Below are 19,417 nucleotides of genomic sequence, written 5' to 3'. Positions count from 1 at the left end.
AACGTCTAGATGGAATACTAGTTGTTATCTATTCATAGTTTGGTCATTCTCTATTTATTCCATGATTATTAATTTCGTTTGTTCCAATCCGCTAGAAACTTCTCAATTCCCTGGTCAGTTAATGGATGCTTGACTAACTGACTAAGAACTGAATAAGGTACAGTAGCAATATGTGCACCATTCAAAGCCGCATCCGTCACGTGTAGCGGATGTCTAATACTTGCTGCAATGATTTCCGTTGCAATATGGTGTTTATCAAAAATCTCGGCAATCGTTGCGATTAATTGCATTCCATCATGACCAATGTCATCTAATCTGCCAAGAAAAGGAGATACATAGGTTGCTCCTGCGCGTGCAGCTAATAATGCTTGATTCGCATTAAAAATAAGTGTGACATTGGTTTTAATCTTCTTATCACTAAATGCTTTGACAGCCTTCAAACCCTCTAAGGTCATTGGCACTTTAATCGTGATGTTAGGAGCGATTGCTGCTAATTCCATTCCTTCCTCAATCATTCCCTCTGCATCCTCCGCGATTACCTCTGCACTGACCGAGCCCTCTGTAACCTCTGCAGTTATTTCCTTTAAGCGATCATGAAAGGACACACCTTCTTTCGCTACAAGGCTTGGATTAGTTGTTACACCTGCTAAGACCCCTAATTGATTTGCAGAACGTATCTCATCAATGTTAGCTGTATCAATGAAAAATTTCATTTTTACCCTCCCCGTTTCTGTCTATAATTACAGGAACTGCCCAAACAGATGAGTTTATAAAAAAGTACTTATCTGAAAGGGCATTTCTATTTTACTATACTATTTTAAATTTAAGCTCTGTTTGAAGAACCAAATTCACGCATTTTGCCGATGACAGTCTGCTTAATTGCTTCAGTTCCTGGTCCAAGGTATTTGCGTGGATCGTATAGATTAGGTTTTTCATCTAAAACCTTACGAACTGCTTTAGCTTGTGCCATTTGGTTCTCTGTATTTACGTTAATCTTCGCTGTTCCAAATGATATAGCCTTTTGAATATCCTTTGTAGGAATTCCTGTTCCGCCATGTAGCACTAATGGAACCTGAGTTAGGTTTAATATTTCTTCCATTTCTTTAAAGCCAAGGTTTGGTTCACCTTGATATGGTCCATGAACAGAACCAAGAGCAGGAGCTAAACAGTCTATACCTGCCTCTTTTACAAGACGCACGCATTCCTTAGGATCGGCATAATTAATTCCGCCAATGACACCGTCTTCTTCTCCTCCAACTGTTCCAACCTCTGCTTCAACAGATACCCCACGTGAATGTGCCAGTTCCACAACTTTCTTTGTAATGGCAATATTCTCATCAATTGGAGAATGTGAAGCATCAATCATTACAGATGTAAATCCAGCTTCGATTGCTTGTTCACATTTTTCATAGCTTGAACCATGGTCAAGATGGATTGCAACTGGAACAGTTGTACCATATTCCTCCATTAACGATTTTACCATCGCTACAACAACCTTAAAACCACCCATGTATTTACCTGCGCCTTCTGATACACCTAAAATAACAGGGGATTTTTCTTCCTCGGCAGCTTGTAGGATTGCTTGTATATACTCCAAATTATTAATATTGAATTGACCAACTGCATAGCCGTTTTCTTTACCTTTTTCTAGCATCTCTTTCATCGATACTAATGGCATTTGATTTCCTCCTTTTAAAAGAATGAAAAGTCCATTCACTATAGTTCACTTTCCATTTTAGAATACCAAAGTCCATTAGCTAGATGCAAGGTTATAGGGCTTATGTAATTACTCGCGAACTTTTCAGAAAATTACTATTGCACTAATAACTGATTAACAAATTCCTTTACCTCAAGCACATTAAATGGTTTTGATAATACTTTTTTTACATTTCGTAAGGTAATTACTTCATCCTTAATGTTTTCAACTAAACCACTCATTACTATAATAGATAGTTCTTTATGCTCTTTCTCTAATTGCTTGATTACTTCAACTCCATCCGTAATCGGAAGCTTGTAATCTATTATTAATAGGTCGAACGTATGTATAGATAATAGCTCAAGTGCTTCTTTTCCGTTTTTTGCGGTAAAGATTTCGTGTCCATCACTTTCTAGTAGATCCTCTAGCAATAATCGTATCCCCGCCTCGTCGTCTACAATCAAAATTTTCTTTTTCATTTTATGACAACATCCCCCTTTTGCTAAACATATTCGATATAAAGAACAAAATTTCCTTCTTTTTAACGAACATTTTTTTGGTATTTTATACCTTTATTTATTGTTAATCCTTTTGTAAAGAACATCCTTATTGTTTACCCACTTCATTCGATCACTAAACTATAAGTTGAATATATCAAAAAAGTCGCGAAATGTGCCTAATATTGGCATATTTTGCGACTTTTCTACTATTATTTTCTTATTGCGTTCTCTATTTATGGTTACTATGTTCTACTGATGCTCCTATAAAACCTTTAAATAGGCTTCCGGGCCTAGTTGGGCGCGACTTAAATTCTGGGTGAAATTGACTAGCTACAAACCAAGGGTGATCCGAAATTTCAATTGTTTCCACTAATCTTCCATCTGGACTAGTTCCAGAAAAGATTAATCCTTTGGCTTCCATTTCTTCACGATACTCGTTATTAAACTCATAACGATGACGATGTCTCTCTTCAATTACTTCCTGATTGTCATAGGCCGCTTTGGTTTTCGTACCATCCTTTAATTTCACAGGGTATAAGCCTAAACGTAATGTTCCACCTAAATCCTTAACATCTTTTTGCTCTGGAAGTAGATCAATGACTGGATGAGTCGTAGCTGGATTAATTTCAGCTGAATGAGCATCTGTATATCCTAATACATTACGTGCAAATTCAACCGTTGCTAATTGCATGCCTAAGCAAATGCCTAGGAAAGGTATCTTATTTTCCCTTGCATAGCGAATAGCTTGGATCTTTCCTTCAATACCTCTATCACCAAAACCACCTGGCACTATAACACCATCCACATGTGAAAGCTCTTCATGGATTGCATTTTCATCTAATTTTTCCGCATTAATCCAATGAACATTTATATCTGTATCAAACACATATCCTGCATGCTTTAATGATTCCACCACAGAAATATAGGCATCCTGTAATTCTACATATTTACCGACCAAACCTATATCGATTTTTTTCTTCAGATGACTCACACGATCAACTAATTCCTTCCACTCCGTCATATCTGCTGGTGCAGTTTCTATACCAAAGTGATTACATACAAGCTGATCCAATTGTTGCTCTTGGAGGGCTAATGGAATTTGATAAAGATTTTCTGCATCCCGCATTTCAATGACGGCTTCCTTGCGAGTATCACAAAATAATGCAATTTTATCCTTCATTTCTTGGCTGATTCCATGTTCTGTTCGCAAAATTACCGCATCAGGTTGGATACCTAATGAACGCAATTCCTTAACGCTGTGTTGGGTAGGCTTTGTTTTTAATTCTCCTGCTGCTTTAATAAAAGGAACAAGTGTACAATGCAAATACATAACATTTCGTCTACCTACTTCATTCTTCACCTGACGAATTGCTTCTAAGAATGGAAGAGACTCAATATCACCAACTGTTCCACCTATTTCAGTAATTACCACATCTGCTCCTGTTGCCTCACTCGCACGGAAAACCTGATCTTTAATTTCATTAGTAATATGTGGGATTACTTGTACTGTTCCACCTAAATAGTCTCCGCGACGTTCCTTTCTTATCACATTTGAATACACCTTACCAGTTGTAATATTGCTATACTTATTTAAATTCTCATCAATAAATCGTTCATAATGACCTAAATCAAGGTCTGTTTCTGCACCATCATCTGTTACAAAAACCTCCCCATGCTGATACGGGCTCATTGTACCTGGATCGACATTGATATATGGATCAAACTTTTGAATAGTAACCTTGAGTCCACGATTCTTTAATAATCTCCCTAATGATGCTGCTGTAATTCCTTTTCCTAATGATGACACTACGCCACCTGTGACAAAAATGTATTTAGCCACAATTATCCCTCTTTCTGTGTATGATAATAGATTATAAGTACGACCACTGTTTCATTTAGTGTGTACACATTCTTGATGATGAATCCTAGAAATACAAAACTCCCCAGTGGTTTTTTATAGAAAGAATCTGCTTCTTAGCAATTCTACTTATATAGAAAAGAAAAAACTCTTTTCTACCACTAGGGAATAGATTCCCGATTAAAGCTTGTATAAAACACAAAAAGCGTCTCCCCATAGTTAGGGGAAACGCTTGTAATTAATTGTTTTTAAGAGCCCAATATAAATTGTACTCACCTGTCCAAAAAAAGTCAAGCAGTCAAAACATTACTTTTCATCTTCAAATTCTTCGTCTTCCTCATCAATCTCATCTAATTCGTCTAATTCCTCATCTTCAAGATCTTCGTCTTCATCGAAATCGTATTCTTCTTCATCAATGTCATCAAAGTCTTCATCGTCTTCATCATCAAGATCAATGAAGTCTTCCTCTTCATCAATGTCGTCTTCCACTTCATCTTCTAGATCAAGATCTATTTCATCATCATCTAATTCTAAATCTAAATCATCGTCCTCGTCTAATAGCTTCTTCTTCGCCTTTTTCTTCTTCTTCGGTTCATTTTGAATATCTTCATCCATTTGCTCAACAGGATACCAGCGTTTCAGTCCCCACATGTTAGAGCCCAATGTAATAAATCTACCATCCACATTTATATCTGTGTAAAATTGTGATAATAGATCGTCTCTTTGATCTGCAGTTAGCTCTTTCATTTCAGCTATTTTGTTGAAAATATCTCTGAAATCCATTGCTTTCTTTTCTACAAGTAAAATTTCCTTTGCTAATTCAAGCATTGACATGCTTTTGATATCCTCGCGGCTAAGATTTTCCAAGCTCACAATACCGCACTCCCTTTTCTTTAATATAAAATTCCACATATTTTCTATTGAAAAGTTAATTCACAAGAAGGAATTATTCTTGATGGAAACTGTTTATAACGGTGTATAGTCATAAAGCTATCATTCATTATAAACAAATCTTAGGGAATTTATCAAATTTATTTACATTCTTACTTATTTGTGGCTGAAGGTATACGATAAATCAACGTGCTTCCACTTTTGTTTAATAGCACCCTGGAACTATCGGAAATTTATTCTCTGTTTTTCCAAACTGAGCGTCTTCAATTCTAGTTGTTACATATTCCTTCGATATTTGCCACCGACTTGGTAAAGGGCGTTTGTGATTTGACCTAGACTCGCAAATTTTACTGTTTCCATTAGTTCTTCAAAGATATTCCCACCTGATTCGGCAACGGATTTTAACCGTTCCAAAGCTGGACCAGCTTGATCTATATTCTTTTCTTGGAACTCCTTTAATTGCTGAATTTGATGTTCTTTTTCTTCTGTTGTTGCTCGAGCCAATTCCATCGAATCAATTGCTTCCTCAGACGGTGGATTAGGATTCAAGTAAGTGTTCACTCCAATGATTGGAAGTTCACCGGAATGCTTCTTTCCTTCATAATATAAGGACTCCTCCTGGATTTTGCCTCGTTGGTATTGGCGTTCCATGGCTCCTAATACCCCACCTCGATCATTGATTCGTTCAAATTCTTGAAGAACCGCTTCTTCGACTAAATCGGTTAGCTCCTCCACGATAAAGGACCCCTGTAATGAATTTTCATTCTTAGTCAAACCAAACTCACGGTTAATAATCATCTGAATTGCCATTGCCCGACGAACGGATTCCTCTGTTGGGGTGGTTATTGCCTCATCATAAGCATTCGTATGAAGTGAGTTTGTATTATCTTGAATAGCAATTAATGCTTGTAGGGTCGTACGAATATCATTAAAATCAATTTCCTGTGCATGTAAGGAACGTCCAGAAGTTTGAATATGATATTTCAGCTTTTGACTACGTTCATTAGCACCGTATTTGTCTCGCATCGTTATAGCCCAAATCCGACGTGCAACTCGACCAATTACCGTGTACTCAGGGTCTAGCCCGTTCGAGAAAAAGAAGGATAAATTCGGTGCAAATTGATTAATATCCATCCCACGGCTCAAATAATATTCTACATACGTAAAACCATTAGCTAAAGTAAACGCAAGCTGGGTAATAGGATTCGCTCCAGCCTCAGCAATGTGATAACCAGAAATAGATACGGAATAATAATTACGAACATTATGATCGATAAAGTATTGTTGAATATCTCCCATCATTCGTAATGCGAATTCCGTAGAGAAAATACAGGTGTTTTGTCCTTGATCCTCTTTTAGAATATCTGCTTGGACAGTACCACGAACAACTGCTAATGTCTCCCGTTTTATGGTTTCATATTCTTCATTATTAGGTTTACGCCCGTTTTCCTGTTCAAATTTATTTATCTGTTGATCAATTGCCGTGTTAAAGAACATGGCTAATATAATCGGTGCTGGCCCATTTATTGTCATTGAAACTGATGTTAATGGATTCGTTAAATCAAATCCTTTATACAGCTTTTTCATATCCTCTAATGTACAAACATTCACACCACTTTCTCCGACCTTTCCATAAATGTCTGGACGATAGGCTGGGTCCTCTCCATATAATGTTACCGAGTCAAAGGCCGTTGAAAGTCGTTTTGCGTCATCGTTTTTGGATAAATAATGGAAGCGTCGGTTCGTGCGTTCTGGGGTTCCTTCACCAGCAAACTGACGTGTTGGATCCTCCCCTTGACGCTTGAAGGGGAACACTCCCGCTGTAAACGGAAAAGCCCCTGGAACGTTTTCCCTTAGCTGCCATAGGAGTCTTTCCCCCCAGTCCATATATTTTGGAAATACAACCTTAGGAATTTTCAGGCCTGCTAGGGATTCTGTAGTGAGATCCATCTGAATTTCCTTATTACGAACCTTAAAAGTAAATGTATCCCCTGAATACTGTTCCTTTAACGAATCCCAGGATTCCAATAATTTTTTTGCATTAGGATGTAGCTTAGCTTCATAGGTTGTATAGGTTTTATTTAATTTGTTCTTAACTGTTTCATCCTCTGCTATTTCAATAGCACCTTGTAGCTGATACAATCTACGAGCAACCTCACTCTGCTCCTTCGCTTGTTTATGATAATTACGGACATGACTAGCAATTTCACGTAAGTAATGACGTCGATCGTTCGGTATGATTAGATTTTGCTTTTCCGAGACGGTATGACGATCAAAACCTACTTTTTCATCCCAATTGTACTTGTCATTTAATTTGTCGATTATAGCCGCAAATAATGCATTTGTACCTGAATCATTAAACTGGCTAGCAATCGTTCCAAATACAGGAAACGTTTTTTTGTCTTGATGGAAAAGCATATGGCTTCTTTCATATTGCTTGCGAACTTGATTTAATGCATCCTCTGAACCCTTCTGTTCAAATTTATTAATTACAATAAAATCCGCAAAATCTATCATATCAATTTTTTCAAGCTGAGTAGGTGCACCATATTCGGAGGTCATCACATACATGGATAGGTCTGTAATCTCGGTTATTGCCGCATCCCCCTGCCCGATTCCACTTGTCTCGACAAAAATAAAATCAAAGCCTGAGGCACGAATAATCTGAATAACATCCTCAATCGCCTTTGAGAGCTCACTTCTTGAATCTCTTGTTGCAAGAGAGCGCATGTACACGCGTTCCGTAAAAATTGCATTCATGCGAATTCGGTCACCAAGAAGTGCGCCACCTGTTTTACGTTTTGTTGGATCAACGGAGATAATTGCAATTTTACGGTTTGGTATTTCATTAATGAAGCGTCTGATTAGCTCGTCTGTCAGGGAGCTTTTCCCAGCACCACCAGTACCTGTAATTCCTAGAACTGGGATGGAGTCATCAACATATTTGCTTAGTTCCTCAAGTATCGATTGTTTTTCTTTAAGATTTGTCTCTTCATTTTCCACAAAGGTTATCATTCTAGCAATTGCCTGACGATCTCCACTGCGTAATTTTTCTAGCTGCAAGTTTAAATCAAAAGGTGGTAGGAAGTCACACTCCTCTAACATGACATTAATCATCCCCTGAAGTCCAAGCTCCCTACCATCATCTGGGGAGAAGATTCGTGTCACACCATATTGATGTAATTCCTTTATTTCACGTGGGATGATAACTCCACCACCGCCACCAAATACTTTAATATGCTCCGCACCAAGTTCTTTTAATAAATCAACCATGTATTTAAAGTATTCGACATGCCCACCTTGATAAGAGGAAATTGCGATTCCTTGCACATCCTCCTGGATAGCAGCATGAACAACCTCTTCAACCGAGCGGTTATGGCCTAAATGAATAACCTCAGCGCCACTTGATTGTAAGATTCGACGCATAATGTTAATGGATGCATCATGACCATCAAATAAACTTGATGCAGTCACAAAACGAACTGGATGCTTTGTTTTATAAGGTATTGTTGCTTGCACCATCATCAACCCTTCCAATTCAAATTTTTATGATTTTATTCCCATGGAACGTAATGCAAAATTCAACTGTCTTTCGATATATTCCTCTAACGTAAATTCCTTTTGGACCATCCATCTGCGAAACCCCCACATATGTCCTTGAATTAATATGTTGTTTGCTAGGAGTGCCGTATCCTGTTTTGCTAGTTTATGAGGTAAACAAGTAATAATCGCTTTTTCCAGCATGTCAGCCATTTCTCGTTCTTTTTGCAAGATGTAAACTCTTGTTTCCTTGCTTAAGGACTTTACCTCTTGATATAAAATTAAAATTTCCTCTTGCATTTCATCCATTAAATGAAAAAATGAGGTAATGACATTACATAGATTCTCTGTTGAAGGCTGTTTTAAGTCTACGACAGCTTCCAAGCGTTTCTTTACTTCACCATGAATCGAATCACAAACAAGATATAAAACATCTTCCTTCGTACGAATATATTCATACAGGGTTCCAATACTGAAGCCCGATTCCTTAGCTATTTCACGTGTTGTAGTTCGGTGAAATCCTTTTTCCTTAAAAAGGATTAACGCACCTTTTATCATTTGATCTCGGCGTTTTTTAATTAATTCCTCATCTTTAACAGAAGATAGGACCTTGTTTTCACTCAATTCGTCTATCTCCCTTCTTTCTTCCATTTCTCATACCAAACGCTTGCAAGTCGATAAGGATCTACGCTTTGTAGGTCCTTGGGAAAATCAACATGAGTCGTAATGAATTTATCCACATCTCGCCAGATTTCCTCCCGTATCAATTCAACTAATTCCAAATGATATTGCATACTACGGCGTTTTTCTCCTTCGTTGGTGTGATACAGGTAGGTATGATGCTCTTCAATTTTCTCCCAAAGTAAATCAATGCCTTCATTCTCTGTCGTAATCGTTTTAACGATAGCAGTTGGATGTTCTTCTTTCTTGGTAATATGAACTAGCTCTCTAAGCATGGCTTTAAGCTTATTGACACCAGGCAAATCTGCCTTATTAATAACGAATAAATCAGCAATCTCCATGATTCCGGCTTTAAAAATCTGCATGACATCTCCGCTATTCGGGGTAAGTACTACCGCTGTGGTATCAACGATTTTCATGATATCTAGTTCAGACTGTCCAACACCTACCGTTTCCACTAGAATGACATCAAAGCCATATGCATCACATAATCGAATGGCATCCTTCGTAGCACGAGCAAGGCCTCCAAGACTTCCTCTTGTGGCCATACTTCGGATATAAACGCCATCATCAGTGAAATGTTCATTCATTCGTACCCGATCACCAAGTAGTGCACCACCACTAAATGGACTGGACGGGTCAACAGCAATGACAGCAATTGTCTTCCCCATCGTTCTTATATGACTAATCAATCGATTGACTAATGAACTTTTTCCTGCACCAGGAGAACCAGTTAGTCCAACGTACATTCCATTCTTCTTGAGCAAAAAGGCATCCTGCATAATCTGTAGCTTATCTTCAGAATCATTTTCTACAAGCGTGATTGCTTTCGCTAATGCTCGTATATCTTGTTTGGCAATCCTTTCCACTAGCTGGTGCATCCTGGACATCCTTTCTATTTCGTTAGCATTCTTCCAATCACAAGACGTTGTACTTCTTGTGTACCTTCATAGATTTGCGTTATCTTTGCATCGCGCATATAGCGTTCTACCGGGTAATCCTTTGTATAACCATAGCCTCCAAAAACTTGTACCGCTTCAACCGTCACACGCATTGCAGTGTCTCCAGCAAATAGCTTCGACATGGCAGATGCTTTCCCATATGGAAGCCCTTGAGATTCTAGCCATGCAGCTTGATAGGTTAATAGACGAGCAGCTTCTATTTCCGTTGCCATATCTGCTAGTTTGAAAGATATTCCTTGATTATGGGCAATTGGTTTGCCAAATTGTTCCCGCTCTTTTGCATAATTGATTGCAGCATCAAGGGCACCTTGGGCGATTCCAACAGCTTGTGCAGCAATACCATTGCGACCACCATCAAGTGTTGTCATGGCAATCTTAAAGCCTTCTCCTTCACTTCCAAGCAAGTTCTCCTTTGGTACACGACAATTTTCAAAAATCAATTCGGTTGTCGGTGATGAACGAATTCCTAGCTTCTTCTCTTTCTTACCAAACGTGAATCCTTCTGTCCCCTTTTCCACAATAAACGCACTTATTCCTTTATGTCGTGCATCAATATCGGTCTTAGCGAACACAACGTAAATATCAGCGACTCCACCATTCGTAATCCAAACCTTGCTACCATTTAGTATATAGTGATCACCATCTAGCTTAGCAGTTGTTCTCATAGATGCGACATCACTTCCTGCACCAGGCTCAGATAAAGCATACGCTCCAAGAGCCTCACCAGTTGCTAAACGATTTAAAAAGTTTTTCTTTTGTTCCTCTGAGCCGTATTTATAAATTGGCCAGCTAGCTAGTGATAAATGGGCGGAAAGTGTTACACCTGTTGATGCGCAGACTCGAGATAGCTCTTCTACAGCAATGACATAACTTACATAATCAGCACCGATACCACCATATTCTTCTGGCCAAGGAATTCCGGTTAGACCAAGTTCAGCCATTTTATTAAATATTTCACGATCAAAACGCTCTTCCTCATCACGCTCTGCTGCTGTTGGTTCTACCTCTTTCTTAGCAAAATCCTGTACCATTTTTCGTAGCATTTCTTGTTCTTCAGTCAATTGAAAATTCATGTTTCGTAGCCTCCTAAGCATTCAATATTTGGTTTGCAATAACCATATGCTGGATTTCATTTGTACCCTCATAAATTTGCGTGATTTTTGCATCACGGAAGAGTCTTTCCACTTGATATTCTTCTGTATAGCCATATCCACCAAAAATCTGTATTGCTTCAATTGCTGTTTTCATTGCAGTGTTTGTTGCAAATAGCTTTGCCATCGAAGCTTCCTTTGCACATGGTCTATTTTCTTCAATAAGTGATGCTGCTTGATAGACTAATAGCTTTGCACACTCTACCTGTGTTGCCATATCTGCGAGTTTAAACGATACACCCTGATTATGAGCAATTGGTTTTCCGAACTGCTCCCGTTCTTTGGCATAGTTTGTTGCATGTTCTAGCGCCGCTTCAGCGATACCAAGCGCCTGTGCTGCAATGCCGACCCGACCTTTGTTTAGATTAGACATAGCAATTTTAAAGCCTTCACCTTCTTTACCAAGTAGCTGTTCCTTTTTTATACGGCAGTTTTCAAACGTTAACTGAACTGTGCTGGAACCGTGTAGTCCCATCTTCTTTTCCTGTTTTCCAATAACAAATCCCTCTGTCCCCTTTTCTACAATAAAGGCACTGATCTCCTCTGGACCTGTTCGTGCAAACGTAATATACGTATCAGCAGCTCCACCATTGGTAATAAACACCTTTGAGCCATTTATAATATAATGATCTCCATCGCGTTTGGCAGTTGTCTTTACATTTTTGGCATCTGATCCAGCCTGGGGCTCTGTTAATGCGAATGCTCCTAAGTATTCACCGGTTGCTAGCTTTGGAACATAGTTTTGCTTTTGCTCCTCTGTTCCGAAAAATAGGATAGGATTGGTACCTACAGATGTATGAACAGATAATATAACTCCTAATGTTGCACTAACCTTTGATAACTCATGAATTGCTATAATATAGGATGTATAATCCATTCCAGAGCCACGATACTCTTCGGGAATGGGGATGCCCATAATACCTAGCTCCCCCATCTTTCGAATGACCTCAATTGGGAAGCGTTCTTCCTTTTCCATTCGTTCTATTTCTGGTAGTACCTCTTTTTGTGCAAAATCATGAACCATTTTACGCATCATCTGCTGTTCCTCGGTGAATCGAAAATGCATAACCGGCTACCCCCTCTCGTTGTTTCAAACATCTTCAGGTGATTGTCTAGGAATCCGTAACAATAATTCAATCATATTGATAAAAACCTCTTCCAGACTTTTTCCCTAGCCATCCCGCTTTTACATACTTTCTTAATAATGGACATGGTCGATATTTACTATCACCAAATCCTTCATGCAATACTTCCATAATATATAGACATGTATCTAGTCCAATAAAATCAGCTAATTGCAAAGGCCCCATTGGATGGTTCATACCTAACTTCATAACAGTATCAATATCCTCGACCGATGCCACTCCTTCATATAAGGTATAAATCGCTTCATTAATCATTGGCATTAAAATGCGATTTGAAACAAAGCCTGGAAAATCACTCACTTCAACTGGAGTTTTTCCTAGCTGATGTGTCAGGTTTTCAATTGCCTGATATGTTTCATCACTAGTTTGTAGCCCACGAATAATTTCAACTAATTTCATTACTGGTACCGGATTCATAAAATGCATTCCAATTACTTGACTAGCTCTATTGGTAGCGCTTGCAATTTCAGTAATTGGAAGTGATGATGTGTTAGAAGCAAGTATGGCATGCTTCGGTGCTATCTCATCAAGCTGTTTAAACACCTTGGTTTTCACATTCATATTTTCTACAACAGCTTCGACAATTAGATCACAGTGCTGTGCGTCATTTATCGTGGTGGTAGAGGTTAATCTACTCAATGTGCTATTTTTTTCTTCCTCCTCCATGCGGCCCTTTTCCACCGCACGAGCTAATAGCTTTTCAATATTTTTCATTCCCTTATCAAGTGCTACTTCATTCATATCATTTAAAAATACCTGTAAACCACTTTGTGCAAAAACCTGAGCAATTCCTGCTCCCATTTGTCCTGCACCAATTACCATTACTGTTTTAATAGTCATCCTTGCACCTCCTATGTATGAAGAGAGAGCCAGAAAAGATAGATGAATAGAATTTGTATCTAGGTGTCTTTTCTGGCTTCATAATATTTTGCTAAAATGTATTAAGTTAGCATTATTAGACTTTGTTTATACTCACGAACTATGTGTCTAAGCTTGCACTGGAGCCCTACTAGAATAGGTGAATATTAAACCATGAGTATGTTCCAGATCAACAAAGGATTATTCCCCTGGTACCTCAATCAATATGGCATCACCTTGACCACCGCCACTACAAATTGCTGCAATTCCTAGTCCGCCTCCACGTCGCTTTAATTCGTGAATTAGTGTTAGGATAATGCGGGTTCCACTTGCTCCAATTGGGTGACCAAGTGCAACTGCACCACCGTTTACATTTACTTTTTCAGGATCTAAATCCGCAATTACACTACTTGCCAATGATACTGCTGCAAAAGCCTCATTTATTTCGTATAGGTCGATATCATCTTTGCTATAGCCTGTTTTTTCAAATAACGCATTAATAACGATTCCTGGTGTTTTCGGGAAGTCTTTTGCTTCGACAGCGACCTCAGCATGACCTAGGATAGTAGCCATAGGCTTCTTGCCGAGACTTGCCGCTTTTTCATCGGACATTATGACAAATGCTGCTGCACCATCGTTAATACCTGGCGCATTTCCTGCCGTGATGGTACCGTCTTTATCAAATGCCGGCTTTAATTTTTCTAGCACCTCTACCGTTGTATCTTTTCTTGGCGCCTCGTCTTGATTCACTACAATCGGTTCGCCTTTCCGTTGTGGTATTTCGACTGGAACAATTTCTTCATTAAACTTCCCTTCGTCTATCGCTTGAATAGCTCGCATATGGCTGCGATATGCCCATTCGTCCTGGGCTTCACGTGTTAAGTTAAATTCCTCTGCTGTTGCATTGCCGTACGTTCCCATGTGTACACCAGTAAAGGAGCAGGTTAAGCCATCATGTACCATCATATCAACAACACGTTTGTCACCCATGCGATTTCCCCAACGTGCATCTGGCAAAATGTATGGAGCATTGCTCATGCTCTCCATGCCACCTGCCACAATAATATCTTCTTCTCCTAAACGAATTAGCATATCTGCAAGTGTTACACTACGTAACCCAGAAGCGCATACCTTATTAATTGTTTCTGTTTTTACGTCCCATGGTAACCCGGCTTCTCTTGCTGCTTGACGCGAAGGGAGCTGACCTTGACCACCTTGTAGGACATTCCCCATAATAACCTCTCCAACTTCTGAACCATCGACACCTGCTCGCTCGATTGCCGCTTTAATTGCCTTACCGCCAAGTTGTGCTGCTGTCAATGGTTTTAATGCGCCACCGAACTTACCAAAGGGAGTTCTAGCTCCTGAAACTATAACAGATTTTTTCATTCCATTTTCCTCCTCTAACGTTAGTGTTATTAAAATTCTATTTCTCTACGATTGAACGCTCGCTCGATGCCTATTTGGAAAATAAGAGGGGTCATTTCATTAGAACCCCCCTTATCAATTTAAGCTGTCTTTACTTCTTCTTCAACTAAAACGGATAGAGCAAGAATCTCTGCTACATCCATTGTACTAATATCCTCTTCTACTTCTTTTGCCTTTGTTCCATCACTTAACATCGTTAAACAATACGGACAAGCACTAGAGATAACCGTTGGCTCCACCGCAAGCGCTTGCTCTGTACGCGCAACATTGATTCGGTTACCAGTGGTTTCCTCTGTCCACATTAGACCTCCACCAGCACCACAGCACATGCCATTTTCACGGCTGCGATCCATCTCGACAAGCTCTAATCCTGGAATTGCGCGTAAAATTTCACGTGGCGGATCATAAACCCCATTATATCTTCCTAAATAGCAGGAATCATGATATGTTAAGCGTTCATTAATCGCCTTTGTAGGCTTTAACCTACCCTCCATAACTAAATCATACAATAATTGTGTATGATGGTAAACCTCGGCTTCATAGCCAAAGTCAGGATACTCGTTTTTAAAAATATTATATGCGTGTGGGTCGATTGTCACAATCTTTTTCACGCCATTTTTCTCAAATTCACTAATATTTCGCTCGGCAATTTCTTGGAATAAAAATTCATTACCAATACGTCTAGCCGTATCTCCAGAATTTGCCTCTTTATTACCTAAAATAGCAAAGCTCACACCTGCCTGGTTCATTAGTTTTGCAAAAGCAATAGCAATCTTTTGGCTTCGTGCATCAAATGACCCCATAGAGCTAACCCAAAATAAGTATTCAAAATCTTTATCCTCTTTTTTCAGTTCCTTCACTGTAGGAATGTAGGCAGACTCATCAATTTCACGCCACTTAATACGGTCTTTTTTAGATAATCCCCAAGGATTTCCTTGACGCTCAATATTCATAACCGCACGTTGAATCTCAGAATCCATCTTCCCTTCTGTCATCACAAGATAACGGCGTAAATCGATAACTTTATCGACATGCTCGTTCATGACAGGACATGCATCTTCACAGTTACGACAAGTTGTACAGGCATTAATTTCCTCTTCTGTAATAACATCACCGATTAGGCTAATGTTTTCCATCGTTGCTGCAGCTTCGTTTCTAGTAGTTTTGGCTAGTTGATTACCTTGAGTACTCGCAAATGCATAAGCAGGTACCCAAGGTGTTTTACCCGTAATAGCCGCACCCTTCTCTGTTAAGTGGTCACGTATTTTTATCATTAAATCCATCGGGGACAGCATCTTCCCAGTACCCGCTGCTGGACAAACATCTGTACAACGACCACATTCCACACAAGCATAAAAGTCAATCATTTGAACTTGTTCGAAGTCTTCTACCTTACCAACACCAAATGAAACCTCTTCTTCGCTTTCTTCATCGATATCGAAATCCAGCTTTTTTAATTTGCCAGGCACACGTTTACTTAAAAATACATTAATTGGTGCTGCAATTAGGTGTGCGTGCTTGGATTGTGGAACATAGACTAAAAACGTTAATAATGTAAGGTTATGTATCCACCATGCAATAAAGAAAACAACCATCGCAGAGGTTGGAGATATGAATCCAAAAATAGTAGCTATCAAACTAGCAACTGGTTCTGTCCATGTAGCAGCTTCCCCATGCCAAATTTGCGCCATTCCGTTTCCTAGTAATACAGAAAGCATTAATGTCCCGATAAAGATCAATACTAATCCAGCTTTTAACCCGCGCTTTAAACGGACCAGCTTTTCAATATAACGGCGGTAAAATGCCCAGATGACGGCTACTAAAATGGTCAAGGTAACAATTTCTTGGAAAAAAGTAAAGCCAGGATATAAGAACCCAAATGGCAGGTGATTACCAGGTGATATCCCTTTTACGATGAAGTCAATTGCTCCAAACTGTACGAGAATAAAACCGTAGAACATCATGACATGAATAATCCCAGATTTTTTATCCTTTAGTAGCTTGGATTGACCAAAAACAATCTTAACTATTCGATTTACTCGTTCCTTAATATCACCATCAAACTCTGATTTTCTACCTAACCGTATGTAGGCTACCCGTGTTGCTATTACTCTACCAAACAAGTAAAGTGCATAGAGAACTATGGCAATAAATACTAATGTGTTCACCAATAAGAATAGATTTTCCATCAGCTGATCCTCCTGACTGTCTGAAGTTCATTGTCCTAATTTATTCTATTACTACCTCTGAATTACTTTCCACCAAAAAATGATAGCGATTCCATTTTTCCGAAAATAAAAAACAGTATTTCAACTACTACTATAAATTATGAATGACTATTCAGTCAACCAGTTTTTAATGCTATGACTATAATTTATTATTTGTCAGTATAATGCTTTTTGGGAATAATACATATGACGCGTTTTCAATATAAAATACTTACAAGTGAATAAAAAGGGACCTAGTTTTATTACAGGTCCCTTTTTATTCATTAAATAATTACATCTTTTCTGGAGCATTTACTCCAATTAACTTCAATCCATTTTCAAGGGTAATCCGCACAGCCTTCATTAAAGCTATTCTTGCATTGGTAAGTGCAACATTTTCCGAATCTAGAACCTTTTCAGCGTTGTAAAAGCTATGCAATAATGATGCTAAATCAAATACATACTGGGTTATTTTTTGTGGTGCATGCTTCTCAGCTGCATCGACAATTACTCGCGGAAAATCCCCCATTTTCTTCAATAAATCAAGTTCTTTTTCCGATGTTAATAAGGATGGATCAAAGGATTGCTTAATTTCTATGCCCTTATTTTCTGCCTGCTTTAACATCGTACAAATACGAGCATGGGCATATTGTACATAGTAAACAGGGTTATCGTTGGACTCGGAGCGTGCAAGCTCAACATCAAAGTCAAGTTGCGTGTCATTTGAACGGGCTACAAAGAAATAGCGAACAGCATCAATCCCTACCTCATCCATTAGCTCCCTTAAAGATACTGCATTACCTGTCCGTTTACTCATGCGAAGTTTTTCGCCACCATCAAATAGATTTACCATTTGAATGATTTTAACATCTAATTTATCCGCTTCATAACCAAGCGCCTGGATTGCTGCCTTCATTCGTGGAATATAGCCATGATGATCTGCACCCCATACATTAATCAGCTTGTCAAACCCACGGTTTAGTTTGTTTTGATGGTAAGCAATATCTGGTGTTAAATAAGTAAATGCACCGTCATTTTTTACAAGTACACGGTCTTTATCATCATTAAAATCTGTGGAACGGAACCAGGTTGCTCCATCCTTTTCATAGATGTATCCGCCAGCCTTTAACTTATTTAACACGTCAGCAATTTCGTCATTTTGGTATAGACTACGCTCGGAGAACCAATTATCAAAATGCACCCCAAAATCATCAAGGTCTTTCTTAATTCTACCTAATGTATATTCAAGTCCATACTCCTTGAAGTAAGCTAATCGTTCTTCTTCCGTCTTATTTGCCCATTTATCGCCATGTTCTTCAGCTAACCTTTTCCCAATTTCTACAATATCCTGACCATGGTAACCATCTTCAGGCATGCTTGCTTCCTGCCCAAGTGCCTGCAAATAACGTGCATTCACCGAAAGAGCTAGATTATCAATTTGATTTCCAGCATCATTGATGTAATATTCACGCTCTACAGCATAGCCTGCTGCATGAAGAACATTACATAAAACATCCCCAAATGCTGCACCACGTGCATGTCCTAGATGTAGATTTCCTGTGGGATTTACCGAAACAAATTCCACCTGAATACGTTGTCCATGCCCATAATCCGTCTTACCATACTCCGTTCCAGCTTCTAATATTGTCGGTATAAGATCAGTTAAAAAGTCATTTTTCATAAAGAAATTGATAAATCCTGGTCCAGCTATTTCAATCTTTTCAATAGAGGCTGCATCTTGATTTAAATTATTCACAATATCCTCAGCGATTTGTCTAGGGGCTTTTTTAGCAATTCTCGCTAATTGCATAGCAATATTCGTAGCAAAATCTCCGTGCGCTTTATCCTTTGGTTTTTCTAAGATAATATCTGGAAGCTCCTGTTCGGTAGCTAATCCCGCTTTCAGTACAGATGCTTTAATCTGTTCTTTTACCTTCATTTCAGTTTGTGCCAACACGTTCATTGTATGTCCTCCTTTTGATAGGTGAGCGTTAACATATGATGACGCTCCTCTTGTCCGTTCAATTTCACCGTATAATCTATTTTAAGCTGACCCCTAGTTTGTTGGTCATCCACTTGATAGGTAATGGCATTCGTAAAGGTCTCCATCCGCATATGACCATGTGGATGTGTATAAATGCTTTCCGTAATTTGGTCTTTACGGAATTGTTGATTCATCGAAATTAGTCCTGAACGCTTGATAGTAACCTTTTCAGGCTGAATTGTTATTAAACTTTTGATGAGGTACTGATCTTCCGTTTTCTCCTCAAATGACAGTACCTCAAGATTATTCTTCTCATAATAATGGCCCCTATAGGTATTCTGAGAAGTTTCTTCTTCCCCATCATCCATAATTCGGGTATGTAATGTTATTAAAACTTGTTCCATCTTGGTCGCCTTTCCAATTCATATCATATTTTTCTATTATAGCGAGTTGTAAAGAGGTATTTCAATAAAAATAGTTTTTTCGTTTAGTCGATGAACGGGCAAAAAATATACA

At 38.7% G+C, this 19,417-nt stretch carries 15 protein-coding genes; all 15 read right to left on the bottom strand.

The features are described 5' to 3' along the window. Positions 1-68: 68 nt before the first annotated feature. Positions 69-713, bottom strand: a complete 645-nt coding sequence (gene fsa, locus HNR27_RS00840; protein WP_429338441.1) for a fructose-6-phosphate aldolase — start codon at positions 711-713, stop codon at positions 69-71. Positions 714-823: 110 nt separating this feature from the next. Further along, positions 824-1,678, bottom strand: a complete 855-nt coding sequence (locus tag HNR27_RS00835; RefSeq protein ID WP_212920338.1) for a class II fructose-bisphosphate aldolase — start codon at positions 1,676-1,678, stop codon at positions 824-826. 134 nt (positions 1,679-1,812) lie between these two features. Next, complete coding sequence (locus HNR27_RS00830; protein WP_429338440.1) at positions 1,813-2,175, bottom strand: response regulator; 363 nt, start codon at positions 2,173-2,175, stop codon at positions 1,813-1,815. Positions 2,176-2,425: 250 nt separating this feature from the next. After that, the gene (gene pyrG, locus HNR27_RS00825; RefSeq protein WP_429338439.1) at positions 2,426-4,036 is read right to left on the bottom strand and encodes a CTP synthase; all 1,611 of its coding nucleotides are present in this window, start codon (positions 4,034-4,036) and stop codon (positions 2,426-2,428) included. Between the two features lie 324 nt (positions 4,037-4,360). Next, complete coding sequence (gene rpoE / locus HNR27_RS00820; protein ID WP_212920335.1) at positions 4,361-4,927, bottom strand: DNA-directed RNA polymerase subunit delta; 567 nt, start codon at positions 4,925-4,927, stop codon at positions 4,361-4,363. Between the two features lie 294 nt (positions 4,928-5,221). Further along, the gene (icmF, locus tag HNR27_RS00815; protein WP_429338823.1) at positions 5,222-8,467 is read right to left on the bottom strand and encodes a fused isobutyryl-CoA mutase/GTPase IcmF; all 3,246 of its coding nucleotides are present in this window, start codon (positions 8,465-8,467) and stop codon (positions 5,222-5,224) included. Between the two features lie 24 nt (positions 8,468-8,491). Continuing rightward, complete coding sequence (locus HNR27_RS00810) at positions 8,492-9,109, bottom strand: TetR/AcrR family transcriptional regulator (RefSeq protein ID WP_429338438.1); 618 nt, start codon at positions 9,107-9,109, stop codon at positions 8,492-8,494. Positions 9,110-9,114: 5 nt separating this feature from the next. Beyond that, a complete protein-coding gene (meaB, locus tag HNR27_RS00805; RefSeq protein WP_429338437.1) occupies positions 9,115-10,047 on the bottom strand; it encodes a methylmalonyl Co-A mutase-associated GTPase MeaB in 933 nt (310 codons plus the stop codon). 14 nt (positions 10,048-10,061) lie between these two features. Continuing rightward, on the bottom strand, positions 10,062-11,201 hold the full coding sequence (locus HNR27_RS00800) for an acyl-CoA dehydrogenase (protein WP_429338436.1): 1,140 nt from the start codon (positions 11,199-11,201) through the stop codon (positions 10,062-10,064). Positions 11,202-11,214: 13 nt separating this feature from the next. Further along, complete coding sequence (locus HNR27_RS00795; RefSeq protein WP_429338435.1) at positions 11,215-12,345, bottom strand: acyl-CoA dehydrogenase; 1,131 nt, start codon at positions 12,343-12,345, stop codon at positions 11,215-11,217. A 67-nt stretch (positions 12,346-12,412) separates the two neighbouring features. Next, positions 12,413-13,264, bottom strand: a complete 852-nt coding sequence (locus tag HNR27_RS00790; protein WP_429338434.1) for a 3-hydroxybutyryl-CoA dehydrogenase — start codon at positions 13,262-13,264, stop codon at positions 12,413-12,415. 219 nt (positions 13,265-13,483) lie between these two features. Further along, entirely contained in the window at positions 13,484-14,671 is a 1,188-nt protein-coding gene (locus HNR27_RS00785) for an acetyl-CoA C-acetyltransferase (RefSeq protein ID WP_429338433.1), read from the bottom strand. Positions 14,672-14,790: 119 nt separating this feature from the next. Next, positions 14,791-16,899 carry a (Fe-S)-binding protein gene (locus tag HNR27_RS00780; RefSeq protein ID WP_429338432.1) on the bottom strand — a complete coding sequence of 703 codons (2,109 nt, stop codon included), beginning with the start codon at positions 16,897-16,899 and terminating at the stop codon, positions 14,791-14,793. Between the two features lie 310 nt (positions 16,900-17,209). After that, positions 17,210-18,880, bottom strand: a complete 1,671-nt coding sequence (argS, locus tag HNR27_RS00775) for an arginine--tRNA ligase (protein ID WP_429338431.1) — start codon at positions 18,878-18,880, stop codon at positions 17,210-17,212. Continuing rightward, positions 18,877-19,305, bottom strand: a complete 429-nt coding sequence (locus tag HNR27_RS00770) for a YwiB family protein (protein WP_212920326.1) — start codon at positions 19,303-19,305, stop codon at positions 18,877-18,879. The genes argS and HNR27_RS00770 overlap by 4 nt, the downstream gene beginning before the upstream one ends. Positions 19,306-19,417 lie beyond the last annotated feature (112 nt).

It is taken from the genome of Ornithinibacillus bavariensis, from assembly GCF_050433565.1.
GTDB lineage: Bacteria > Bacillota > Bacilli > Bacillales > Amphibacillaceae > Ornithinibacillus > Ornithinibacillus bavariensis.
This window is presented reverse-complemented; position numbering and strand designations above follow the sequence as displayed.

Coding starts and splice junctions, on each gene's coding strand:
- HNR27_RS00800 (WP_429338436.1), bottom strand. CDS start 11,201: ATGAATTTTCAATTGACTGAAGAACAAGAAATGCTACGAAAAATGGTA.
- HNR27_RS00780 (WP_429338432.1), bottom strand. CDS start 16,899: ATGGAAAATCTATTCTTATTGGTGAACACATTAGTATTTATTGCCATA.
- HNR27_RS00785 (WP_429338433.1), bottom strand. CDS start 14,671: ATGAAAAAATCTGTTATAGTTTCAGGAGCTAGAACTCCCTTTGGTAAG.
- HNR27_RS00830 (WP_429338440.1), bottom strand. CDS start 2,175: ATGAAAAAGAAAATTTTGATTGTAGACGACGAGGCGGGGATACGATTA.
- fsa (WP_429338441.1), bottom strand. CDS start 713: ATGAAATTTTTCATTGATACAGCTAACATTGATGAGATACGTTCTGCA.
- argS (WP_429338431.1), bottom strand. CDS start 18,880: ATGAACGTGTTGGCACAAACTGAAATGAAGGTAAAAGAACAGATTAAA.
- HNR27_RS00770 (WP_212920326.1), bottom strand. CDS start 19,305: ATGGAACAAGTTTTAATAACATTACATACCCGAATTATGGATGATGGG.
- HNR27_RS00835 (WP_212920338.1), bottom strand. CDS start 1,678: ATGCCATTAGTATCGATGAAAGAGATGCTAGAAAAAGGTAAAGAAAAC.
- HNR27_RS00790 (WP_429338434.1), bottom strand. CDS start 13,264: ATGACTATTAAAACAGTAATGGTAATTGGTGCAGGACAAATGGGAGCA.
- icmF (WP_429338823.1), bottom strand. CDS start 8,467: ATGGTGCAAGCAACAATACCTTATAAAACAAAGCATCCAGTTCGTTTT.
- HNR27_RS00795 (WP_429338435.1), bottom strand. CDS start 12,345: ATGCATTTTCGATTCACCGAGGAACAGCAGATGATGCGTAAAATGGTT.
- meaB (WP_429338437.1), bottom strand. CDS start 10,047: ATGCACCAGCTAGTGGAAAGGATTGCCAAACAAGATATACGAGCATTA.